This is a genomic window from Hyphococcus formosus (assembly GCF_046736345.1).
GTDB classification, from domain to species: domain Bacteria; phylum Pseudomonadota; class Alphaproteobacteria; order Caulobacterales; family Parvularculaceae; genus Hyphococcus; species Hyphococcus formosus.
Genome location: NZ_CP157210.1, coordinates 477125 through 501087, shown reverse-complemented (window position 1 = coordinate 501087; position 23963 = coordinate 477125). Strand labels below are relative to the sequence as shown.

15 protein-coding genes and 1 tRNA gene are annotated in these 23963 nt (G+C 50.8%); 9 read left to right on the top strand and 7 right to left on the bottom strand.

Features of this window, described 5'->3' with window-relative positions; genetic code table 11:
* Positions 1-94: 94 nt before the first annotated feature.
* Together ABFZ83_RS02305 and ABFZ83_RS02300 are read right to left on the bottom strand one after the other, a co-directional pair.
* Positions 95-1837, bottom strand: a complete 1743-nt coding sequence (locus tag ABFZ83_RS02305) for a CocE/NonD family hydrolase (protein ID WP_411817821.1) — start codon at positions 1835-1837, stop codon at positions 95-97.
* Positions 1838-2068: 231 nt separating this feature from the next.
* Positions 2069-3214, bottom strand: coding sequence for a CaiB/BaiF CoA transferase family protein (locus ABFZ83_RS02300; protein WP_411817820.1), 1146 nt, complete (start codon positions 3212-3214; stop codon positions 2069-2071).
* A 362-nt stretch (positions 3215-3576) separates the two neighbouring features.
* Between ABFZ83_RS02300 and ABFZ83_RS02295 the strand changes: the two genes are divergently transcribed.
* The 4 genes from ABFZ83_RS02295 (at position 3577) to ABFZ83_RS02280 (ending at position 8489) form a co-directional block, all read left to right on the top strand.
* Complete coding sequence (locus ABFZ83_RS02295) at positions 3577-4659, top strand: PepSY-associated TM helix domain-containing protein (RefSeq protein ID WP_411817819.1); 1083 nt, start codon at positions 3577-3579, stop codon at positions 4657-4659.
* A gap of 239 nt (positions 4660-4898) precedes the next feature.
* The gene (locus ABFZ83_RS02290) at positions 4899-6383 is read left to right on the top strand and encodes an aldehyde dehydrogenase (protein WP_411817818.1); all 1485 of its coding nucleotides are present in this window, start codon (positions 4899-4901) and stop codon (positions 6381-6383) included.
* Between the two features lie 12 nt (positions 6384-6395).
* Positions 6396-7160: an SDR family NAD(P)-dependent oxidoreductase gene (locus tag ABFZ83_RS02285; protein ID WP_411817817.1), complete on the top strand. Its 765-nt coding sequence runs from the start codon at positions 6396-6398 to the stop codon at positions 7158-7160.
* Between the two features lie 3 nt (positions 7161-7163).
* Entirely contained in the window at positions 7164-8489 is a 1326-nt protein-coding gene (locus tag ABFZ83_RS02280) for an MFS transporter (protein ID WP_411817816.1), read from the top strand.
* Between the two features lie 19 nt (positions 8490-8508).
* On the opposite strand, the gene ABFZ83_RS02275 is transcribed toward ABFZ83_RS02280, so the two are convergent.
* The gene (locus ABFZ83_RS02275) at positions 8509-11238 is read right to left on the bottom strand and encodes a LuxR C-terminal-related transcriptional regulator (RefSeq protein WP_411817815.1); all 2730 of its coding nucleotides are present in this window, start codon (positions 11236-11238) and stop codon (positions 8509-8511) included.
* A 227-nt stretch (positions 11239-11465) separates the two neighbouring features.
* On the opposite strand from ABFZ83_RS02275, the gene ABFZ83_RS02270 reads away from it, so the two are divergent.
* Genes ABFZ83_RS02270 through ABFZ83_RS02255 form a run of 4 tightly spaced genes read left to right on the top strand, consistent with a single transcriptional unit; the run spans position 11466 to position 16437 of the window.
* Positions 11466-13097 carry a hydantoinase/oxoprolinase N-terminal domain-containing protein gene (locus ABFZ83_RS02270; protein WP_411817814.1) on the top strand — a complete coding sequence of 544 codons (1632 nt, stop codon included), beginning with the start codon at positions 11466-11468 and terminating at the stop codon, positions 13095-13097.
* Positions 13087-14190 (top strand): DUF917 domain-containing protein, encoded by a 1104-nt coding sequence (locus ABFZ83_RS02265; RefSeq protein ID WP_411817813.1) that lies wholly within the window; start codon positions 13087-13089, stop codon positions 14188-14190. Before ABFZ83_RS02270 ends, ABFZ83_RS02265 begins: the two co-directional genes overlap by 11 nt.
* Complete coding sequence (locus tag ABFZ83_RS02260) at positions 14187-15494, top strand: cytosine permease (RefSeq protein ID WP_411817812.1); 1308 nt, start codon at positions 14187-14189, stop codon at positions 15492-15494. Before ABFZ83_RS02265 ends, ABFZ83_RS02260 begins: the two co-directional genes overlap by 4 nt.
* A 31-nt stretch (positions 15495-15525) precedes the next feature.
* Positions 15526-16437: an alpha/beta hydrolase gene (locus tag ABFZ83_RS02255; protein WP_411817811.1), complete on the top strand. Its 912-nt coding sequence runs from the start codon at positions 15526-15528 to the stop codon at positions 16435-16437.
* A gap of 3 nt (positions 16438-16440) precedes the next feature.
* On the opposite strand, the gene ABFZ83_RS02250 is transcribed toward ABFZ83_RS02255, so the two are convergent.
* Together ABFZ83_RS02250 and ABFZ83_RS02245 are read right to left on the bottom strand one after the other, a co-directional pair.
* Positions 16441-18141: an amidohydrolase gene (locus ABFZ83_RS02250; RefSeq protein WP_411817810.1), complete on the bottom strand. Its 1701-nt coding sequence runs from the start codon at positions 18139-18141 to the stop codon at positions 16441-16443.
* 122 nt (positions 18142-18263) lie between these two features.
* The gene (locus ABFZ83_RS02245; protein ID WP_411817809.1) at positions 18264-20429 is read right to left on the bottom strand and encodes a TonB-dependent siderophore receptor; all 2166 of its coding nucleotides are present in this window, start codon (positions 20427-20429) and stop codon (positions 18264-18266) included.
* Positions 20430-20741: 312 nt separating this feature from the next.
* Here ABFZ83_RS02245 and ABFZ83_RS02240 point away from each other — a divergent pair, with 312 nt between their 5' ends.
* A complete protein-coding gene (locus tag ABFZ83_RS02240; protein WP_411817808.1) occupies positions 20742-22424 on the top strand; it encodes an amidohydrolase in 1683 nt (560 codons plus the stop codon).
* A gap of 44 nt (positions 22425-22468) precedes the next feature.
* Here the strand turns inward: ABFZ83_RS02240 and ABFZ83_RS02235 are convergent.
* Together ABFZ83_RS02235 and ABFZ83_RS02230 are read right to left on the bottom strand one after the other, a co-directional pair.
* A tRNA-Leu gene (locus ABFZ83_RS02235) sits at positions 22469-22554 on the bottom strand.
* A gap of 72 nt (positions 22555-22626) precedes the next feature.
* A complete protein-coding gene (locus tag ABFZ83_RS02230; protein WP_411817807.1) occupies positions 22627-23862 on the bottom strand; it encodes an NAD(P)/FAD-dependent oxidoreductase in 1236 nt (411 codons plus the stop codon).
* Positions 23863-23963 lie beyond the last annotated feature (101 nt).

Genomic DNA, 23963 nt, shown 5'->3' with positions numbered 1-23963 from the left:
AAATGTCCACCCTTTTTAGCCCTAACGTCTATTGTATAGATCAAATTCCATTGGCCGTGAGGGAGCCCCTCACGGCAGAGCTCCGATATACCCCTTACCGTGGAATAATCGGCAAAACGATTTTCGATGGGTGCTCTTTGCTCATATGGATCGTCTGCCGAGCGACCTTCATCTTGGTAGTTTTGGCAAACTCCGCACCGGTATTCAGATTTCGCGCCAGACGCGGATAATTACTGCTGGTTATATCAACACGCAGCTTTTCTCCCGGCGCAAGTAGGTAACTCGTCGCCCACAAATCAATCGTGTATTTGTAAACTTCACCCGGCTTTATGAGTTCCGGTTTTTCAAACCCATTGCGGTAACGTGCCCGAATGACACCGTCGACCAGATTGAAGGTGGTTCCATCTGGGCGAACCACAACCAGTTTCGCCATAAAGTCGGTATCTTTAGCGCTGCTCTCCGCATAGATCTCAGCACTTATGGGCCCAGTAATTTCTGTTGGGGCAGCAAATGGCTCGGAAACAAATCGTAATACGTCACGGCGGTTATCGAGCGGTGCCTGATCATATGGGCCGCGCAATGTTGTCTCCATGATGTTCCCGCCCAATGTGGGAACCGGATCGGCTGGATCATACCGATATTGCAACTTACCACCATCTACTGGCTCATCTGTCGATAGGGTTTTATCAGAGCGCAGATAAAACGGCGTAAACTGAGTGTCTTTAAGCGGCCACACCTCTTCGTCACGCCATACATTTTCACCCATTACGAAAATTTTGATCGGACCACCGGTTGGCGCTGAGCCACCTTTCATCCAGTAATCAAACCATTCAAGCAAAAGCGCTTCAGCATCGATCATCGAGTTTGCGCCATAGTCAATTTCGCCGGTCTTTGTTGAACGATTCCACCCATGCGGCCACGGACCAATAATCATTCGCTGGCCCTCGCGTGCCGTTTCTGTTGCGGCCTCCGCTTTCATGGTCTGGTAGCTGCCAATTGTACTTCTTAAGAAAACGTCGTACCAGCCACCGATATTTAGCGCAGGTACCGCCATTTCAGAAGCGCGCCCTTCAAGGTTAAGCGGCTTCCAATATTCATCATATGACGGATGATCCAACCAATCTTGGAAGTGCTTTACATCAAACCCGACACTTTCAGCGAGTGTTTCGAGCGGTAAATGGTCAATACCGCCAATCCAATCAACCGAAAACGACATATTGGTCCTGCTACCCACAAGGCCAATCCCCCAACGCGCTCGAGACAAAAGCGAAAACGCACCGCCCGGATAGGCAACATCCCTGTAATAGTTGCCGGGGCTCATTGCTGGCGCAATTGCAACAAGCGCAGGGTTTTTATTAAGAGCCGCGAGCCATTGTACGGATGCGAGGTAAGACGAGCCAAACATACCAACTTGACCGTCTGACCAAGGCTGCTTCGCGATCCACGTTAGCGTATCGTCTCCGTCTTCAATCTCTTGGAAATATGGATACCACTCTCCCTCAGAGTCGTAACGTCCACGGACAGATTGAAACACGAAAGCATAACCGTTGTTCGTCGCGAATTTTGCGTATCGCTGCCGAATTTGCGACGATCCGTTTGAGTAAATATCTCTTACAAGAAGCGTCGGGAACTTCCCTTTCTTTTTCGGAAGATAGATATCTGTCGCGAGGGCAACGCCGTCGCGCATCTCAACCATCTGATGATAGGTGATTGAAACCCCTTCAGGAAAGTTACCATCATAACGATCAAATGATTGAGCAGATGCGTCTGAACATAGAACCGTCATCGAAAATGCGATTACCGCCAAGGCAGCACGTAGTGACGTTGAAAAATGCATTTAATATCGCTCCGTAAAAGCTTGCTTTTAACGGAACGATCCTCTGCCTCAAAGACGTAACCGCGCAACACATTAGACGGATAAATAAAAGAAAAAAGAAATTCCGAATATTCGGGGTGAGGATTTTTTCCTTCTAATACTCATATAGCTTGTATGGTTTACAATATCGGAAATTGCTCAATTTGCGCGCCACAATCTGAATAGTTTAACGCATATCGATGATCAAATCATTCACTGGTCACGCCCTAACTCAGATAGTATCGCATCGCGATCGGCATCGAGCGCCGGCGCGGGTTCGTCTGGATGTTGATCGGCATTTTCCAAGGCAAATGGAGATTGCGCATATAGCAGTTCACCCTCATGTGGGTGGGTCATTGTTTTGAAATATCCATTCTCGGCAAGGTGAGGCTCCGCTGGCAAATCCTCCACACGATTGACGGGCGCGCACGGAACATCGGCCTCCCGTAAAACCGATAGCCAATCTTCGGTTGTTCGCATTGGCGCGGCATTCTCGATAATTTCGTAAAGCGTTTCGATATTTCTTGATCGTAATTCGCTATCAATGATCTGCGGCGAATCTGCGAGCTCTTCCATGTCAATGAGCATTAAAAACCGCCGCCATTGAGCCGCGGTATAAGGCATTATCGCAACGTAGCCGTCTTTTGTTGGGTATGGACGCCTACCGGCTGCGTTTAACCGCGCATATCCGCGATCTGGCATCGGCGGAATAAATGTCTGCCCACTGAGCTGTTCAATAGAAAGAAACGATGCCATCGCTTCATACATTGGCGTCTCGATACAACACCCCTCACCTGTGCGCGCACGAGAAGCTAGACCTGTGGCGATCGCAAATGCCAGATGCAATCCCGCGACCTTATCGCATAATACCGTTCGTACGAACCGCGGCGTTCCGCTGGCATCAGCATTCAGCCAGGCAAGACCTGACGCCGCTTGAATGCAATCATCATAGGCCGGCTCATCACCATATTTTCCGCGCCCGAAACCACGGGCTGAGCAATATACAATATCCGATTTCTCTGCGCAGATAGCAGCATAATCGACCCCGAGCTTGCGTGCCCCATTATCACGCAAATTATGCACAAAAACATCGGCTGTCGCCACGAGATCCTTCAGGATCTTCCGGTCCTCGTCATTTGTAAGATCAAGCGCAATAGACTTTTTATTGCGGTTCAGATTTAAAAAACCAGCCCCATCCCCACCATCGCGGCCTGGGCGCGCTGCACGAAACACATCACCACCCTTCGGCTCAACTTTGATGACTTCGGCGCCCATGTCGGCAACAAGCTGCGTCGCATACGGACCTAGTACAACCGTACTCAGATCAATTACGCGTATTCCCTTCAGTAGATCGTACATAAAACTGCCTATAGTTATAATTGCGAGTTTAGACTTTGATCGCCGAACACAAGCCCCAAAGTTGACATCTAATGTCATCCAACTCGCCGAGCAAACACTTTCGAAGATATACATCGGCGTTAAATCGCTAGCCTTAATCGACAAGCAATTGAGATTGCTCCTTCCAACGCATTCTTTTCAGCTTTGATCGATCCTCACCTGAATAAGAGCAAGCAGCGCATACAGGCATGACATGGGTTACACCCGGCAAATTCGGGTAATTCCTCGCTTAGACGCAATTTCCCTACTGGCGGACATTCACCTTCGTGTCAAAAATACGTATCAACCGCTAACGCAAATGTGACTTCAGGATAGGAGCCTCCATGCCGGCAAACCAACCACCAGCCCGATCTGGGTTTAAACCCACAGCGGTTAAAATACACCGCTGGCTTAGTATTGGTGCTGCTGCATTCTGGTTGATACAGGCATTAACAGGAATAATCCTGACGTTTCACTTTGAAATCGAAGATGCAGTCCACGCTCCGAAACACTACCCAACCGATCTCCAAGCAATAGAAAACCGTATGGAATCTCTGGCGTCATCGGGGCCTGAAGCCACAGTCCATTGGATTTGGACCTCCGCCGGACTGCCCGATCGCTATGTCATATCATTTGCGGGTGCCGATGGTGAAAACCGCAATATGCGCATTGATGGTAATGCGAACATCATGCGTGACCGCCCTGCTTCGGACCTGACATTTTTAGGGTTTATCCGTGAAATTCACCTGACACTCCTGTCTGGTAGTATAGGCCACTGGATTTTAGCGTTCTCTGGTGTTCTCCTTATTTCGAATTTGATCCTAGGGCTTATCACCGCTTGGCCCCGCCGAGGCACGTGGCGACATGCGCTGAAACCACATGGATCGGGTACCGCCACGGCACAGATTTATTCATGGCACCGCGCGCTTGGATTATGGATATTTATTCCGGCATTTTTTGTCGTCGGTGCTGGAACATTAATTTTATTCGAACATGAAATCGCACATGTTTTGGATGCGGAAGACATTTCGTTGCCAGCAAATCCACCGACGGGCACCGGGGTCGGCTTTGCCGCCGCCGCTCAGGCCGCTGTCGATGCGATACCCGGTAGTCGTTTTGTCGGTACAACATTACCATCACCGGAAGATGCTAGTTATTATGCGTGGGTACGCGCGCCGGGTGAACTTTATCGAGGCGGTTACGGGGCCAGCTTAGTTATTGTTGATGCCAATGATGCAACCATCCGCGGTGCCTATCCGGCAACTGATCTCGATGCTGGTTCGGCCTTTGTGAAATCCTTTTATCCAATTCACACCGGAGAATTCGCCGGCTTACCCGGACGTATTTTCGCAATGATGGTTGGCATTTGGCTCGCGGCGATGACGATACTGGGCATCGTTCTTTGGCTACGTCGCAGAAAAGTCTAACGCCCAGACTACTCCGTATACGTTAGGCTTAAACGGCCAAATCAAACCCGATTATCCCGACCGACGCACCGCAATACAAATCGCTGGTGCAAGGCAACACCACGGAATCCGGAATAGACGTTACGGAACGGGTAAAGCAATCGAATTCGGGTAATTTCCTTATTTCCAAGCCGCTGGCCGTTGACCGAATCCGTTCCTGCATCCAGCAATTCTACTAAACAAATCTATAAACAAGGGAGATGACGTTGGGCGAGTCGCGATTTGATCGGTTATTCGTTGGGGGAGAATGGGTAGAACCGATAGACGGTGGGCTGCGCGGCAGTATCGATCCCGCAACCGGAGAACCTTGGGGCGATGTCGCATTTGGCGGCAAGGCGGATATCGACCGCGCAGTTTCTGCGGCGCGAGAAGCGTTTGAAGGACCGTGGCGCAAAATGCCCGGATGGGAACGCGCCGCATTATTACGAAAATTTGCTGACCTTTATGCAGCCAAGGTCGAAGCGCTTGCGCAAATTGAATCGCGTGACAATGGCCGCGCCATACGGGAGTCGCGCGGAGATATAGGTCTGCATGCGCAATATTATCACTGGTTTGCCTCACTATCCGACAAGCTATCGGGGCGCACGATTCCCATGGACGATAGCGTTCATGCTTTCACCTCCCGATTGCCTGCTGGCGTGATCGGGACGATTACCCCGTGGAACGTTCCGCTAATGGCGGCCGCATGGAAACTAGGCCCCGCTCTCGCGGCTGGTTGCACGGTTGTCTTAAAACCAGCTGAACATACACCGGCATCTTCGCTTGCCCTCGGACGTATATTTGAAGAGGCAGGTTTCCCGCCGGGTGTTGTGAATATTGTTCCAGGCGATGGTCCGGTCGCAGGCGCGCACCTTGTTGCACACCCCGGCGTCGATAAGATTGCTTTCACCGGCGAAGGAGCGACCGCTAAAACGATACTCAAAACCGGAGCCGATACGCTAAAGCGGTTTAGCTTCGAACTTGGCGGCAAAGCACCCCATATAATTTTCGATGATGCAAACATTGAGCAAGCATTGAACGCAGCGACGGGTTCAGCTTGGGCTCTGTGCGGACAAAGTTGTGCACTGGGATCAAGAATTCTTGTCGAGCGGTCAATATATGATCGCGTAGTTAAAGAATTTCGAGAACGGGCATCCCGGGTCAAGGTTGGCATGCCGCTTGATCCTGCAATCCATATGGGACCACAAGCCCACCAGGACCAGCTTGATAAAACCCTCTCCTATATTGGGATTGGCCGTGATGAAGGTGCTGATCTGGTCGCTGGCGGTTCGAGGATTGATAATGCCGACTTGCAAGGCGGGTATTTTGTCGAACCGACCGTTTTTGCCAATGTCGCGCCAAATATGCGTATCGCCCAAGAAGAAATATTTGGACCGGTTGCTTCGATCATTCCTTTTGAAGGCGAAGAAGAGGCCGTTGCGATTGCAAACGGCACGCCATACGGACTGGCGGCAGGGTTATGGACAAATGATGTCGGGCGCGCTCATCGCGTTGCCGCTCAGATCGAAGCTGGCATCGTATGGGTCAATACCTACCGATATATCCGCTGGTCAACGCCTTATGGTGGTTTCAAAACGAGCGGATGGGGCCGCGAAAATGGCCTCGAAGCGCTCGACTCCTATCTGGAAACACGAACCACAATTGTTTCGACAACGGGACAATTCCCCGATCCATTCGTAGGCTGAGGAGTGTAATACATGCGCCTAGAAAACAAACTTGCTATTGTCACTGCCGCAGCGTCTGGAATGGGGCGAGCGGGCGTTGAACGCTTTGTTCGCGAAGGAGCACGTGTCGCCGCTATCGACATCAGCGCCCCTGCGCTCGAAAAACTTGTGACCGAATTCGGGTCCGATAAAGTCGTTCCGATTGTCGCTGATTTATCGACAGCCGATGGTGCCCGCGGCAGTATCGACGAAGCCGTATCCGCACTTGGCGGTGCCGACATTCTTTGGGCTCATGCTGGCATGCCGGGTCCAGCCTCTGTCGAAGATCTTGACCTTGGTGAATATCAAAAAGCTATGGACCTGAATGTCATGTCCGCAACTGTGGGTGCGGGACAAGTGGCCAAACATATGCGCGAACGGGGCGGCGGCTCTATCGTGTTTACGGCATCTATTTCCGGTCTCGTTGGATCAATGATGAGCCCGATTTATTCAGCCGCCAAATGGGCCGTCGTCGGTCTCACGAAATCTCTCGCTCTTGCGCTTGCTGGCGATAATATCCGCGTCAATGTTGTGTGCCCTGGGCTGGCAGATACGCCGATGAAAGCTGGCTTTACAGGGCGATCCGGCGACCCCGCCGAAGCCGCTGCGAATGAAGCAAAGGTAGTCTCAGCAGTTCCCATGGGCCGGTTGGTCAAAGCTGGTGAAGTTGCTGATGCAGTTTTGTGGTTGGTTTCCGATGAAGCCACCTTTGTCACCGGCGTGGCCCTCCCCGTCGATGGCGGCTTTACGGCGCGTTGATCCATGAGCGATAACCCAAGAGAAACACTCGACGCCGCACCAATGCATTGGCGGCAGATTCTTGTCGTCGCTATCTGCATCGGATTGAACGCCCTTGACGGGTTCGACGTATTGTCGATCAGTTTTGCCGCTCCCGGCATTGCGGCAGAGTGGGGCATTGATCCGGCCGTTTTAGGAATTGTCCTTTCCATGGAATTGATCGGCATGGCTGTCGGTTCGGTTGTTATGGGCAATATCGCTGACCGGATCGGACGTCGCCCCACAATCCTTGCCTGTATCACCGTAATGGCTGCGGGGATGTTCACCGCCGCGTTTGCAAGCAATATTGTATTCCTTTCGCTCACAAGACTTCTGACCGGTCTGGGCATTGGCGGAATGCTATCTTCGACGAGCGCGATGGTCGCAGAATATTCTAATGCGCGTAGGCGCAGCCTGAATATGGCGCTCAATATTGCGGGCTATTCTACCGGTGCGATATTGGGCGGGCTGGTTGCCTCGCAACTACTTGAGGTTACCGGCGATTGGCGCAGCGTGTTTCTCTTTGGCGGTATCATGACCGTGATCGGCTTTCCGCTTGCCTGGTTCTTCTTGCCGGAATCGATCGACTCCTTAATGGCGAGGCGACCACAACAAGCGCTCGAACAGATCAACAAAACACTCGCCCAGCTTGGCCATGCAATGTTATCCGCCTTGCCGGCTGTGCGGTCCGATGAACCAAAAAGCTCCATACGCGAATTGTTTTCCGGACAATTTGCAAGAGTCACCATTCTGCTGACCATCGCCTATTTCGCACAGATCATGCTGTTCTACTTCGTCGTGAAATGGTCCCCTAAAATTGTCGTGGATATGGGTTACAGCGCCGCAGAGGCCGGAAGGGTTCTCGTCGCTGCGAATGTCGGTAATCTCCTCAGCGCCGTGTTGATCGGCATTGCTGCCCAGCGTTTCAGTGTACGCCCTATGGTGATAGGCTCTATGGTTCTCGGCTTTATCGCGATCGGCGTTTTCGGATCGGGATTAAGCAGCCTCGGTGCCTTATCTATAGCGATTGCGATTGCCGCATTCTTTATCAATGCAGGGGCCGTTGGTATGTATCCGATTTTTGCGGTCACCTTCCCTACGCAATTAAGGGCAAGCGGAATCGGTTTCGTAATTGGCGTAGGGCGCGGCGGATCAGCCGTCGGTCCAATTATCGCTGGCAGCCTATTCGCTAACGGTGCAAGCTTGTTGACTGTCGCCCTTACTATGGGGTTAGGCGGACTTGTCGCAGCAACGATGCTCTTTCTTCTACCGACGAAAAAGACAATGACGCCGGTAGCAACGGTTACCTAAGCGGCACGTCGCTAAATCGCTACACTGCATCATTTGAATGGCGTTCTGCTTGAGCGCCATTCTGCAATACCGCGCTCGACGAAGGCTTTGGTAAATTCCACCGCTCCGTCGAAATTCGGACAGCGTCTTTTCGTTTGCTGACGCCCATCTTTTTGAAAACAGATTTCAATCGATATTTGACCGTATCTGGCGACATCCCGATCAATCGCGCAATCTCTTTATTGGAATAACCTTGTTCCAGATAATAGAGAACTTCCGCCTCGGCTTCGCTGAATACACCGAGCACAGTTACATTATTGCGACACGCATTGATCGACTTCTCCATTGATTTCAAAAATTGCTCCCGGAACCGATCAACCGGCGCGTCGGTGCTCATCGCATCCTCAAGGCAAGGTCGCACGAAATGCCGGGCATCGATAAACGGACGAATAATATCCTGAAACATAGCGATCCCGACTGCATCATCGAAACAACTTCTCGCCTCCGCAGCAGCCCCCAATAAACGGTGACCATAAGCGGCTAGTATATTTACGTCGATTAACAATCGACCGGCACCACGTTGATTGGCCCAAGACTGCAAACGCTTCAAATCTGACATTGCCGGCTCACAATCTCCTTCAAGGAGAGATAATCTGGCGCGGCACAGAGATGCGGATACAGCAACAGGACGATAAAGCGGTGATTCTTCGGACATCATATCCGCATACTGATCTAGGTTCAGCCTTTTCGCAGCTTCGCGAGCCGCATCAGGGCCATCGCCACACAATATCTGCAGATCGATTTCGAATATCGTCGCCAATAAATTTAGCTGGTTCAATCGACGACGCGAAGCAACACGATGTGCTCGACTTATAATATCGCTGGCTTCGTCTACTGAGCCCTCACCAATCAGTGCGCGCGCTTCAGTGAGATAGGCCACCGAATAAACATCGACCCACCCGTCAGATTGCTCCATATGGGGCAATGCCCAATTGAGGAGCGCACGCGCATCGCTCACGCGGTCTTCCTCATATAACAATTCCGCCTGAAAAGCCGCGCAATTTGCCGCTAAATCAGAGCGGTCACCAAAATTTTCATCAATTGTTTTTCGTGTCTCATCCAGTATCGCGCCAGCTTCTTTTGCCTTCCCCTGGCTACGTTTTATTCGCGCTTCTAAAAACCGCGTGAACACGTCACTATAAACAGAGCCAAAGGCCTGATAATGCTCACGCGCTGCGAGTGTTGGCTGTAATGCGCGCTCAAGCCATCCGCCCTCGAAGTATTTTGCTCCGAGTGTTTCCGTAATATGGGCGAGCACCAAATGGTCATCGGCTGGTAATTTTCGTAATAGCGCTTCGCGTGCCAGCAAATCATCAAGACTGATCGGTCGATTCTCGTAATCCGCTAAGGTATCACCAACGACACGAATATCGGTGCGTAAATCTGCAGAGTAGTCCCCTTCTTCTTCAAGGCGATCAAATTGAGCACGCGCGGCACCTAGCTCACCAATTTTAATGAGAAGATAGACATGTGCGAGCATCAGAGGCGGTCGCGAACGAATATAGGCCGGCGTCAGCTTCGAAAGGCCCCGCTCAACGACACTTTGTAATCCCTGCGGAATCAATCGCCAGCCACCAGCATCAATGAGAATATCGCCAAGAAACTCGTTATTATCCGTAAAAATAGCGTGGTTGATTGCTTCTGTGGTCATCCCCTTTTCAGCAAACCACCGCGCTAAACTTTGTTGCAAGCTTCGAAACTTTGCAGGATCCGATCTTTCCAACCGATCACGCAAATACTCTGCAAAAAGCTGATGGTATCGATAGTCGCGCCGGTTCGCCGACATCGGGCTTAAAAACACTCCCTGTTGCTCTAGCCCTTCGAGAACTAACCAACCATCCTCCCGGTCACATAGCAGGTTTACGAGATCACCATCCAGCCGATCGAGCAGAGACGTTCTTATGACAATATCCCGCGTTTCTTCCGGCAGGCCCATTAAAACCTGATCAGATAAATAACGCGCTAAATCGGCGCTGGAACCGCTATATTGTTCGATGACAGTTTTCTGATCGCCACCACGCTTTAAGGAAAGTGAGGCCAATTGAACAGCAATAGGCCACCCTTCAGTTCGAGCAAGAATTTTCTCAATGCCAGCCTTTTCAAGCGGTTCGTCCATACTTGTCAGAAGGGTCTCCGCTTCCTGCTCAGAAAATTTCAATTCCCGCGCCGTAATCTCGAGAAGTTGTTCCTCAGCCGCAAGGACTGATTGCCCGAGACTGGGATTATCACGTGACGCAAAAACGAAGTGACAATTTGGCGGTGCCAATCTGATCAGCGAATTCAAAAATTCACAAACTTGCGGACTCTCCGCATGATGAAGATCATCCAAAATTAATAGAAATGGCTGATCATTTGCGCCTAATTCATTGATGATAGCGGAAAGCGCTGCCCGTGGCGGCAGGTCACCTGATATCGGCTTACGTTTTTTTTGAGTTTCGGCCTCTCTAATTGCGACCGATAGACATTTGACGAAGCGCTTTAGATCGCGGTCATCTCGCTCCAGCGTTAACCATGCAATGCGCATTGAATTATCATCAAGGCGCTCGCGCCATTGCGCTAACAGGCTCGTCTTGCCGTAGCCTGCCGGTGCATGAATCAAGGTTAAACGATGCGCGAAAACACGATCAAGAACCGAGAGTAAGTGCGCACGTTGTATTTGGCCTCCGATCCATATTGGCGGATCAAACTTGGCGGCAATTACGTCCTGCATGCGCAGCGTGCCCTCACTGTTACCGTTACATAACTCCCCTAAAAAATTAGGTTACGGATTTATGACAGCTCTGGCAACCGGATATAGCCCCCCGCACAGCGTTGATTACCCGCTTGCCCAATAGGTTTACCCATTCGCACCGCACAGCACCCGTTTCCCACATTGCACGGGTTTCGGCCTGTCTCTACGACTTAAATAGACCATAAATAAAACAAGGGGCTTTGAGCGTGCGCATTGGTATTGACGTCGGGGGAACAAATACCGACGCTGTTTTAATTGATGGTTCGCATGTTCTTGCCTCCGTAAAACAGCCAACAACAAAGAATATCAGCGCAGGCATAATCGATGCCATTCATGCGGTATTGGAGAGCGCGAATGTTTCGCCCAATGCCATCCGTGCGGTAATGATTGGCACGACGCATTTTACAAACGCCTTGGTCGAATCCGCTCGTCTGGATAAAGTCGCCGTTATTCGCCTTGCCAGCCCTTCTGGTGACGCACTGCCGCCAATGATGGCTTGGCCAGAGAAATTAACGCGCCAGATCGGTCAGAACTATTTTCTTTTACCCGGTGGGTATGAATTCGATGGCCGCGAGATTTCTTCTTTTGATGAAAACAAGTTGCGGGATGTCTCGCGTCATTGCAAAGCGTTAGGCATAAAAAGTTTCGCGATTAGTTGCGCATTCGCGCCGATGAATCCGGCGATGGAATTGCACGCCGCCAAAATACTGCGCGAAGAGCATCCAGACGCTTCTATTAGTCTTTCTCATGAAATTGGTCGCCTCGGCATCGTTGAACGTGAAAACGGTGTCATCCTGAATGCTGCGCTCGCGACATTGGCTCAGCATGTTATCGCATCTTTCAAGCATGCCCTTAACCAGCTTGGACTAAGTGCCCCCCTATTCATATCGCAAAATGATGGAACGCTAATTTCATCCATGCAAGCCGTCCGCTATCCCGTCATGACCATCGGGTCGGGGCCAACGAATAGTATGCGCGGCGCTGCTTTTTTGACTGGTATTCGTGACGGCATCGTTATGGATGTGGGCGGCACCACATGCGATATTGGTGTGTTGTCAAACGGCATGCCGCGCGAGTCTTCCATCGCAGACGATATAAGTGGCATACGTACTAACTTTAGAATGCCGGACATATTGGCAATTGGGCTTGGTGGCGGCACGAGAATTCATCTCAATCCAGACAAATATTTAGCCGAAGAGATTTCTTCCGAGGATTTTCAGATTGGACCGGATTCTGTCGGCTACCAAATCACAAAAGAAAGTTATTTGTTTGGCGGGAAGGCCCTAACCGCAAGCGATATTGCCGTAATGGCTGGAAAAGTGAGTTTTGGTGATCCGACCAACGCCCCAAAATTGAGCGCCAATGTAAAAGATACGATCTGGCAATGCATCCAGTCGATGTTGGAAGATGGTGTCGACCGAATGAAAACATCTTCCGGTGACACCTCGATCATTGCAGTCGGCGGCGGTCACTTCTTTATAAGCGATACGATCAAAGGTGCGTCAAAGGTCGTACGGCCCGAGCACGCTTCAGTCGCCAATGCCGTTGGCGCGGCGATCGCTCAAGTTGGTGCTCAAATCGACAAAATTATTGATTATGACAAAGTTCCTCGCGACACAGCGCTTGCCGGATTGCGCAAGGCTGTCTCATCGCGCGTCGTTGCTGCCGGTGCCATGCGCGACACAATTGAAATCGTAGAAATTGACGAAGTCGCGCTTAGCTATCTTCCGGGACGTGCTGCGCAAGTGAGAATGAAAGCAGTAGGCGATCTCGCTGATTTAAATGCGACTGCCGATATATCAGATCACTCATTCCGAAAGGCTAGCCATGCGCATTGAGCGATCCATGCTTGCTGATCTCGCCCGTGGTGCCGCCTTTCTTGGGTCCGGCGGCGGCGGCGACCCCTATTATAGCCTTCTTCTCGCAGAGGCCGCCATCGAACGGGTTGGTAGTTTTGAGCTTATATCGTTGGATGAATTGCCCGACGGAGCGCTCGTCGCGCCATGTGGATGGATCGGTGCCCCAACGGTATCTGTCGAAAAGCTTCCGAATGGAAAAGAAACCGTATCCGGCCTGAAACGCCTGGAAAAAATAGTCGGGCAGAAAATAGATGCGGTCCTGCCGATTGAGATTGGTGGCGGCAATGGACTTGCGCCCCTAATCGCAGCAGCGGAACTAGGTGTCCCCATCGTCGACTGCGACGGAATGGGACGCGCTTTTCCGGAATCTCAAATGACAATATTCAATATTCGGAATTTGTCGGCTTGCCCGTCGGTTATTACGGCTGCTTGCGGGTCTCTCGCCGTTCTGGAGACAGACAATAACCTCACACATGAGCGCGCGGCACGAAATCTTTCGGTTGCACTGGGTGGGATTGCTCACATGGTTGAATACCCGTTGACTGGAGCGGAAGCAAAAGCAAACGCCATCCCTGGCAGCGTTAGCGCCGCCCTTGCGACTGGTGCTGCAATTCGCGAAGCACATGAGCGCGGTGCCGACCCCTTTGCAGCATTAAATGAGGCGTTACGACAAACAGGACTTTACCCTTACGCCATTACGTTGTTCGATGGAAAGATCACGGATCTACAACGGGAAACTCGGGGAGGTTTTTCGGTTGGCAAGGTCGTTATTGATGGGTTTGGGGCAAACGACCAAATGGAAATCGATTTCCAGAATGAGAACCTTATCGCTAAACGTAACGGCGAAATTTGTGCGGTAACCCCTGACTTAATCACAGTTATGGACCGCGAAACGGCTGATACAATCACAACCGAGAAGTTGAAATATGGGCAGCGTGTCAAAGTTGTTGGAGCCGCTGCACCAGCCATGTTGCGCGAAGAAAAAGCCCTTACATTCGTCGGACCGAATGCCTTCGGACTTGAGACAGCGTTCGAACCGATCGAACAACTGAACCCTAAGGACACTTCATGAGCGAACGCCCGTCGAATGACGCCTATGCCAGTACCGCGCTGCCGGAAAATATGACTGTACCGGGATGGCGGGTCGCTCTTATTATCATGAGCTTCACCTTCTCCCTGCCAGGCTTTTTAAACGGCGCACAAATTGGATTGGCACTTGGGTTTCATCAAGCAATTCTTGTCTCCATTCTGGCAGGGCTAGCGTTGTGTGGCGGTGCAATTCTAACAGCGCTGATTAGTGTACGTACTCGACTAACAACCTATTTGTTGGTGCAGCATTCGTTTGGGATAAAAGGTGCCGCGCTCGTCAATATTGTTATCGCAATCATTCACTATTGCTGGTTTGGGGTGAATGTATCCTTTTTCGGCAATGCCATGGTAGCTGCCGCAAACGAAGGTTATGGCATCCCGGGCGACTTCGGCATATTTGTGATTATCGGCAGTATTCTGATTACTTTTTCAACAATTTACGGTTTTCGCACGCTCGACCGGTTGGCTATGGTCGCGGTCCCATTGGTTGGCGTTATTTTGCTAACTGTTTGCTTTAAATTATTGAATACTAACCCCGTAAACCTTGCACCATCTGAAACGCCACCTGTTTCAATGAGCTTCGGCATTGCTCTCTCGTCGTTGATTGGCGGCAATATGCTAACCGTTGCGGCGATGCCCGATTTATCGCGCTTCATACGCACACAGCGTGGCGCGATTATAGGTATGGCCCTCTCCTTCCCGGTTGCTGCGCCGTTATTAATGGTCGTTTCCGCACTAATCGCTCTGGCTAGTGGCGAAACTGACATCATGAAATTGGTTGCGGGGCTTGGTTTCGGCGCGCCAGCATTGGCAATGTTGCTGCTTTCCGTTTGGACGATTAATGCGCTCAACCTCTACTCCGCCAGTCTTTCAATGTCTGCCACCTTTCCGAAAATTCGCGGCTCAGTCTTCACGATTACCGGCGGCGCTATTGGCTGTAGCTTTGCTCTAATGGGCATCATCGAATCCTTTATTCCCTTCCTGGTAACACTCGGCCTGATTATACCGCCCATAGCCGCAATTTACGTCATTGACGGATTTACGCCCTCACGCCGAAAAATAATGGAAGCGGGCACGCCGCCTTCATTCCGGTGGCTGGCGATTGCCGTTTGGCTGGGGTCTTTGGCCGTAACTATGCCAGCGACAGCGGCCGGCATGACCTTAACGACCGTACCGGCACTGGATGCAGCCATCCTCGCCGCAACTCTATATCTCGTACTCTTACGGATGATGCCTAAACACACGAGATCACCCAGATTGTCTAATCAGGAAGAACAAACCAGCTGATAGATATAAGAATAAAGGGAAAGGTAAAATTATGTTGTCTGTAACCAAACGACTATTTCTTGGCGTCAGCATAGCCGCCACAGCGGCCTGCCTCCTCCCCGCATTAGCCTTTGCAGAAATGCGTAATTCCGAAACATCTGCTACGACCACGAACGCATATGTCATGCCCGAAACTGAAGTGTGGGATATGGAAACGGCTCATGGCGATAAGTACCGTTTATATGTCTCTCGTCCAGAGGGCGACGCGCCAGATGGTGGATATCCGGTTTTATATGTCCTTGATGGGAATGCGATGTTCGCCGGCTTTGCGGAAGCGCGTCGGATACAAAGTGTGTATAATAGCGGCCTAGACAAAATGATCGTCGTCGCGATTGGCTACCCCAATAACGAACTTTATGACGGACGCCGGATGGACGACTTCACACCATCCATCAAAAACCCTGAGCTAAAGGCTCTTTACAAGGATTATGCTTCTGGTGGCCGTGACGACTTTTTGAAATTTTTACTCGAACAAGTTCGGCCCGAAATTGCCAACCGATATCCCGTAAATGAAGATCGGCAATCTTTATTCGGTCATTCGCTTGGCGGGCTTTTCGCCCTTCATGTCTTGTATTCTAATCCGGGCGCTTTCCATTCCATTATCGCAGCCAGTCCGACTATTTGGTGGGACGACCAATTTATATTGGCGGAAGAGCGCGCCTATGCGGAGCGTATAAAGAAAAACCGTCTGCTCGGCGCCGCCAGTCGCGTTTTCATATATACGGGCGAACTGGAAGAAACACCGGTCACTGTTTCAGATAGCATTGCTCTTGGAAAACGGCTCGAAACCTTATCCGCCTACGGATTGCGTAGCGAATACGAAATTCTTGACGGAGAAACCCATATTACGGTCCCGAGCCGCGCAGTAACGAAAACGCTCCGCGCGGCAATGCAATGGCCCTAAACCTTATTCGGATTCATTAAACTGTTCGATTTTTCCGTGAACCGGACGTCCTTTAAATAGCGTCAGAATGACATTCGCCTCGGAAATATCGGCGGCTGGCATCTCAAAAATATCCGAATCTAGGACAATCAGATCTGCGCTTTTTCCTGGCGCTATAGATCCAGTAATTTTATCAAGATTGTTCGCATAGGCCACATTCAGGGTGTGCGCTTCGATCGCCTGCTCCAATGTAATAGCCTGTTCAGCCAAAAGCGGGCCGGAGTCTGGATCATCGAAATTCGTGCGCGTGACCGCAACCTCTAATCCCAGTAATGGATCTGCTGTTGCCACCGGCCAGTCTCCACCGAACGCAATCATTCCGCCATAATTTAGGACGCCTTTTGACGGATAGATATATTCTGATCGGATTGGCCCGATAGCCTGTTTCGTCAGATCCATGTATGGATAATTACTCGCCCATGTTGGTTGGAAAACGGCAATCGCTCCGATTGGTCCAAACCGCTCCTGATCCGCCGGATCGATAACATTTAAATGGGAAATCAGTGGACGATCTATCGCACCAGTTTCTGATTTCGCATAGTCAAACGCATCGAGCGCGACCCGAACGCCGCGATCACCAATCGCGTGCACATGCGACTGAATTCCGCTTTCCTGCAAGTTTGCCACAGCTTTGGAAAGGACCTCTGGTTCAATCTGAACCTCTCCGCGGATATCACCTGCGCCCTCATACGGTTCGATCATTGCTGCGGTACGCTGGGGTATAACACCATCCAAATAAAATTTAACACTATCTGCCTGAAGCCCCCACGATTTCGCGCCGGCGACGGCCTCAAGGATTACGGGAATTTGTTCCAACTCTTGCGCATTATCCCACTTAAAGGCGAGGGACACATGAGCAGTTAAATCGCCGCGATCTATAACCTCTTTATAGGCTGAAAGCGTCTTACTGTTTCCATCGACATCGAGGTCTATACCGGCATCATGCCATGAGGTAATACCCAAACTATTGAACATATTCGCAACATAGAGAATGGAATCTTGCATCTCTTTGTCACTTGGTTCGGGCACCATATGCCCGACTAATTTCATTGCCGATTCTTGCAACCCGCCTACTGGCTCTCCAGTTTCTTGATCGCGGTCTATGATGCCGTTTTCAGGGTCCGGTGTATCCTTATCGATACCCGCAACCTCAAGCGCTTTAGAATTAACCCAATAAGTGTGCCCACCCGCAGATTCAAATATCAGTACACGATCTGTTGAAATCTGGTCGAGAATCTCTTTGTTCGGAACGCCATTAGGTGGAAACAGCGAATCTTCCCAACCAACACCATAAACCGTTTCATCTCCCGGACTATCCGCAACGCAGCCAGTAATAATCTCCTGGTAGTCCTCAATACTTTCGCCTTTATGCAAAGAACAACGTGAAAAGGCGATTCCGCCAAAAACCGGATGCACATGTGAATCGCCAAATGCCGGCATTAAAAGCCGCCCTTGCAGGTCTACGATCTGCGTTTCGTCATTCAGTGTTTTTTCAACCGCAGCCATATCGCCGACGGCGATAATTTTTCCGTCAGCGATCGCGACAGCATCCGCCCAAGGCTGGCTTTCTTCAACCGTATATACTTTTGCGTTTTTGAATATTATTTCGGCGTCACCAGCTGTCTCGCTGCCGTTTGAGCACGCGCTGGCAAATATAGCGATCATTATCGCGCTCACGCGTGATATCGAAGATGTTTTATTAAAAGACACAGACATTATTATTCCTTTTTGCCCGCCAAGGCGGAGACGCAAAATATACACACGCCTCCGTCCCCAGAGAGGGACTTTTAAAATTTGCGCGTGATCGACCCCATAACCGTTCGGTCTTTTGCAGCAATGCAGTAACCGTCAGGGGGCGAAGCAAGCTCGCATAGTGCGAAATACTTTTTGTTGAATAGATTGCTCGCGTTTACGGAAACTACCCAATCATCATAGCTGAACGAGACCAGCGCATCCACGAGCGTCGCAGATGGAGTAAGCAATGACTGCGTCGTATCAATCACGTCACCAATATAGCGAACGCCAGCTCCCGCGCGCAGTTCCCACGAACCGTTGAGATCAATATCCTTGGAAAGCCAGGCGGAAGCTAAATCCTGCGGAACACCGACAAGCCGATCACCGGCGGTTAGATACTGACTTGATGCCAAAACTTCGGCATCAGTGTAGCTATAAGCCGCCAACAGATCAAAAGCGCCCGGCATGCGTAATGACGCCTCAAGCTCAAAACCTTTCGACCCTACCGATCCGCCTTGCACGAAATTTTGAATATTGGTCGGATCCGCTGAAATATAGTTCGACTCTTCGATGTCAAACAATGACGCTGTGATGAGCGCACCATTTACGGGCTGCCATTTTATGCCAGCCTCGTATTGACGCGCAGTCCGTGGCACAAAGGGATTGCCGAAGAAGTCTCCGCCGGGAACCGGGAGGAAAGATTCGGAATAACTGAAATATGGTGACACGCCAAAGGCAAGGTCGGCGATAAATCCGCCGCGGAATGTCCACGCTGTTTGATCAAGTTCTTCAACGCCATTTCGCGTCGACGTCGCCTTATCTCGTCGGCCACCCAGAAGAATATGTAGCCGGTCAGCAATCGTCATTTGATTCTGAACGTAAACACCAAGTTGGGTGCTGCCATATTCTAAAAAGTTCGTCGCACCAAATGTAAAGTCTGCTCCATATACTGGATCATAAATGTTGATCGGTGGCGGGCTTCCGCCTTCCCAACAAGGCGGGAATGGGTATCCACTACAGGAAAACCCTTCATTTTTAACTTGGTCGAACCAAGTATAATCAACACCGACAAGGACGCTATTCTCGATTGCGCCGACATTGAACGAATACAAAATATTATTGTCTGTATTTACAACTTCGCTCTGCTCACGATTTACATAAAATTCGCGGCGTAAGAACGTTTCTTCGGGATCAGCAAAAAGACTTACAGCTGCTACAAATCCGCCATCAGCTGTATCACTATAGATTTCCCGATAATCCGTATTCATGTTGCTGTAACGCGTGCGGCTATTGAATGAAAGATTATCCGTAAGCTGTTGATTTATCAGGAGCGAAGTCGACCAGAACTCCGTATCCATTCCATTAAATCCTGGCTCTCCCTGATAAAAATTGAAATCAACCTTCTCGTCCTCATTAGGCGCAAGCAATGATTTTGATAAAGGAAGATAGCCAAGCGATCCGTTCGCATCTTTTTGGTATAACGCGATAAAAGTGATTTCAGTGTCTTCGCTTGGCGACCATGTCACTGATGGATTGAGAAACTTCCGATCATCGGGCGTGCCCCACTGTGTTTCACCATCGCGCCAAAGCCCAACTAGGCGGCCAGCAAAATCACCGACAAGCGGCCCGGTTATATCTCCCTGAACTTGAATACGCTGATCCGTCCCGGCAACAACGCCAAGTTCGCCGCCAAATTCATATTGAGGCTTTTTGCTAACACCATTGAGGACCCCGCCAGGGCCGTTAGCACCATAAAGCACTGATGACGGCCCACGAAGAACTTCTGCGCTCTGGAGTGAATAGGCCTCGAGACGCGCGCCATAGATAAAATCGGGCATGCGTTTCAAGCCATCGACATATTGCTGGGAGTCAAAACCGCGAGCGGTGACGAAATCACCGCGCGAGTCGATGCTGTTACTTGCGCCAACACCAGCGCTGTAGCGGAAAATATCCTGAAAATCGATTGCGGCTCGATCCCGGAATTCCTCCGCGGAAATCACACTAATCGATTGCGGAATCTCCGTAATCGGCGTTTCAGATTTCGTACCAACAAAAGCGCGCTCCCCTTGAACAATGATGACATCATCTTCAAGCGCTTCCGGGCCGCGATCCTGCGCGTGTGCGAGGCCAGCGAAGGCAACCGCGCATACCGATGACATCAGTACGGAAACCCCTTTTCGTTTTGAAACTACGGATTTTTTTAGGTTGGTTCTGACCATGGATGAGCCCCTCATTTGTATTTACTGGTCCTGCGTCGCCAAAAACTTCAGGTAAAATTCAAACTGACATCCCTTTTGCCACTAATATACAATCAAGACTCTGCGCCAAGGACGATGCGTGATTCAGGGTAAAGCCCGCGAAAGGCGGGTAACAATGATTGTCACCAAATTAAGCTTCGACGAATTGTCAGTTACGGCACAATTTATTGAGATTATAAACTCTATCTTTGGGCCATTTGAATTACCCGGATGGACGCCACCTTACCCGCCATGTAAGTTGCGTATGAGGCGCGATAATTTGAGCATAGAGCAATGATGCGTAAACACATGCGCTCCGGCCAATTGCACCGCCGCCAATTTCTGGGCGGTAGCATGGCGCTCGCGCTCACCCACCCCGCCCTTGCTTCGAATACCAATCTTGACCTCGCCCTTGTGGGTGGAAACTTCTGGACTGGTAATCCGCTATTTCCTGCAACCGACGCGATCGGCATTATCGGTGACCGCATCGCCGCCGTCGGCGGGGATGCCGTCCGAAAGCTAACGTCTCGCAAGACACAAATCATTGATATAGACGGTGCGTTTGGCATGCCCGCCTTTATCGATAATCACACTCATTTCTTGAAAGCCGCATTGGCAATTTCTCAGCCTGATCTTTTGAATGTCAGTGGACCGGCAGATTTTATCGCGCGAATTGGCGAAACCGCACGCTCGCATCCCGGTCGATGGATTACAGGGCAAAGTTGGGACGAGCAACGGATGGGGGGTGAGTTACCCTCACGGCATTGGATCGATTCCGTAACGCCCGAAACGCCGGTTGCTGTTCCGCGTACCGATCTTCACCTCTTGCTCCTAAATTCGCTCGCGCTACGTCTTGCGGGAATTACTCGTGACACCCCGGATCCAGATGGTGGCGTTATTGATCGCGACGAACATGGCGAACCTACGGGTATTTTGCGTGACAATGCCAAAACATTGGTCGAGCGCGTGATCCCAAAACCTTCTGCGGAACACGAAGAATCTGCTCTCAGAAGCGCAATTGATTTGTGCCACGCAAATGGTGTGGCTCAAGTCCATATTCCGGAAATTGATTGGCGTGCTCATGAAGCGTTGCGGCGGAGCCCTGTTGCGCGTGACAAGGGGCTGCGATTTTATTCAATGGTTCCGTTAGAAGATTGGCAAAAAATCGCAGAAACAGTCACCGAAGAAGGCAAAGGCGACCTTTGGGTACGGTGGGGCGGAGTCAAAGGATTAGCTGATGGATCTTTGGGGTCCCGAACCGCCCTTTTTTATGATCACTACACCGATGATATGAAAACTTCGGGTGTTCGCGTCATACCGCATGATGAACTCGAAGCGGCCGTCTTAGCAGCTGATAAAGCGGGATTACACGTAAGCGTACATGCGATTGGAGATCTAGCGAATGATGATGTCTTGGACATTTTCCAATCCGTTGAAAAACAGAATGGACAGCGCGACAGACGTTTCAGGATTGAACACGCACAACACATTCGACCGAACTCAATTCCCCGCTTTGCCCAACAGGGCGTAATCGCCTCTGTTCAACCATATCACGCAATAGATGATGGTCGGTGGGCGGTGCACCGGATCGGCGAAGACCGCTTGCACGGTACCTATGCCTTTGGCGCGCTAATTCGTAGTGGAGCGCATGTCACCTTTGGCTCCGATTGGCCGGTTGCGCCAATGAATCCGCTCATGGGTATTCACGCTGCAATCGCTCGCCAGACCATTGACGGCGCTAATCCCGAAGGGTGGCTACCCGACGAAAAAGTCACCACAGAACAAGCGATGACGGCCTACACGCTCGAGAATGCCTATGCCGGGTTTCAAGAGAAAATTACCGGGCAGCTAACGCCGGGCTTCCTCGCTGATATCACCATTATGGACAGAGACATTACGTCCGTATCGGTACGTGACATTCCCAAAACCGAAATCATGAAAACAATTGTTGGCGGCAAAATCCGCTACGGGACATGAATAGCTGCATCTGCTGCCATTCAATTTCAGGGTTTTTCTAGGATTGGTGCGGACGGCGGGACTTGAACCCGCATGAGCGTAGCTCGACAGATTTTAAGTCTGTTGTGTATACCAATTCCACCACGTCCGCGTTCGGGCCAATAAACATAGGCCCGCACTATATGGCAACTAAAAATACGGCTGCCATATATGCCAGAGCTATTTAACTGGCGATTTCTTTCATTGAAACCGAAATATCGCCCAACTTAGAGGCATCGACCGATGCCTCTTGGCCGATGAGCTTTTTCCCCATCATGAATTCCGGTGCCGCGTTAACGGCCTCAACGGCGCGAATCACCCCTTTTCGAAGGTGAAAAACCGCAAATTTTTTGCTCGCAGGATCGCCCCGCGTCACGATTTCATCGCAGTCTAGGGTAAGGCCCGCGATCTGGATTTTCAGATCAAATTGATCAGACCAGAACCACGGTATTTCTGGTGCCGGTGCGGGACGTCCGCAAAGCACAGCGGCGACGCGCCGTGATTGCTCAAGCGCATTGGGCACACTTTCGAGACGAAACGTGCAATCATAATGCGGCACCGGGCGATAAGACACGTCGCCTATAGCGAAAATCGACGGGTCGGAACTACGGGCATCTATGTCCACAATTATTCCATTCCCGCACTCAAGCCCCGCATCGCGCGCAATAGCATCATTTGGCACAACACCGATGCCGACTACAGCGATATCACAATCGATCTTTGAGCCGTCCTTTAACTCGAGCGCATTGACGCTGCCGTCGCCTGCGAATTTTTCGACTTCCTTATCGAATAGGAATTTGACACCTTGCGCCCGATGGTAATCCTCTAAGAAGCTCGCGATCGGTTCACTCGCAACACGGGCCAAAGAACGGGATTCGCGTTCAATCACGGTTGCCTTAATGCCGGCTTTTCGCAAGGACGCGGCAACTTCAAGACCGATATATCCAGCGCCGATCAAAGCAGCCTGCCCGCCGGGCGATATCGCATTTTTCAGCGCTTCCGCATCTTCCACGGTCCGCAAGCTATATACGTTCTTTAGGTTTTCGCCTTCGGCCCCCGTCCAGCGCGGGCATGCACCTGTCGCGATTACCAGAACATCATAATCGACATTGCTACCGTCGCTCACCGCCACCGTTTTGTTGTCGCGGTCAATCGCATTCGCCGAGACGCCTAATTTCAGCGTAACATTATTATCCGCATACCACTCATTTGGGCGAAGGGATAATGTCTCGATATCGGTCTCACCAGATAACCACGCCTTGGACAAGGGCGGACGTTGATACGGTGCCGCACTTTCATCACCAATCAGCGTAATCGCGTCCTCAAATCCAAATTGACGGAGAAAGGCCGCCACAGACCCGCCAGCATGACCGGCACCAATTATTACAACTTTCGAGGATGGCTCTAACAGACCTGACATAAAACTTCCCAGTCGCTGAAATTTATCGGCAAAGGGATAGTTAAACGACCGCCAGACAGCAAGCGCTATGGTCGCATTTGCTGCAACACATCAATTAAATA

What these genes read in the sequence shown, in the direction of transcription:
- ABFZ83_RS02295 (WP_411817819.1), top strand. Translation starts at nt 3,577, where the DNA reads ATGCCGGCAAACCAACCACCAGCCCGATCTGGGTTTAAACCCACAGCG.
- ABFZ83_RS02240 (WP_411817808.1), top strand. Translation starts at nt 20,742, where the DNA reads ATGATGCGTAAACACATGCGCTCCGGCCAATTGCACCGCCGCCAATTT.
- ABFZ83_RS02275 (WP_411817815.1), bottom strand. Translation starts at nt 11,238, where the DNA reads ATGCAGGACGTAATTGCCGCCAAGTTTGATCCGCCAATATGGATCGGA.
- ABFZ83_RS02305 (WP_411817821.1), bottom strand. Translation starts at nt 1,837, where the DNA reads ATGCATTTTTCAACGTCACTACGTGCTGCCTTGGCGGTAATCGCATTT.
- ABFZ83_RS02265 (WP_411817813.1), top strand. Translation starts at nt 13,087, where the DNA reads ATGCGCATTGAGCGATCCATGCTTGCTGATCTCGCCCGTGGTGCCGCC.
- ABFZ83_RS02300 (WP_411817820.1), bottom strand. Translation starts at nt 3,214, where the DNA reads ATGTACGATCTACTGAAGGGAATACGCGTAATTGATCTGAGTACGGTT.
- ABFZ83_RS02245 (WP_411817809.1), bottom strand. Translation starts at nt 20,429, where the DNA reads ATGGTCAGAACCAACCTAAAAAAATCCGTAGTTTCAAAACGAAAAGGG.
- ABFZ83_RS02260 (WP_411817812.1), top strand. Translation starts at nt 14,187, where the DNA reads ATGAGCGAACGCCCGTCGAATGACGCCTATGCCAGTACCGCGCTGCCG.
- ABFZ83_RS02255 (WP_411817811.1), top strand. Translation starts at nt 15,526, where the DNA reads ATGTTGTCTGTAACCAAACGACTATTTCTTGGCGTCAGCATAGCCGCC.
- ABFZ83_RS02230 (WP_411817807.1), bottom strand. Translation starts at nt 23,862, where the DNA reads ATGTCAGGTCTGTTAGAGCCATCCTCGAAAGTTGTAATAATTGGTGCC.
- ABFZ83_RS02290 (WP_411817818.1), top strand. Translation starts at nt 4,899, where the DNA reads ATGACGTTGGGCGAGTCGCGATTTGATCGGTTATTCGTTGGGGGAGAA.
- ABFZ83_RS02250 (WP_411817810.1), bottom strand. Translation starts at nt 18,141, where the DNA reads ATGATCGCTATATTTGCCAGCGCGTGCTCAAACGGCAGCGAGACAGCT.
- ABFZ83_RS02280 (WP_411817816.1), top strand. Translation starts at nt 7,164, where the DNA reads ATGAGCGATAACCCAAGAGAAACACTCGACGCCGCACCAATGCATTGG.
- ABFZ83_RS02285 (WP_411817817.1), top strand. Translation starts at nt 6,396, where the DNA reads ATGCGCCTAGAAAACAAACTTGCTATTGTCACTGCCGCAGCGTCTGGA.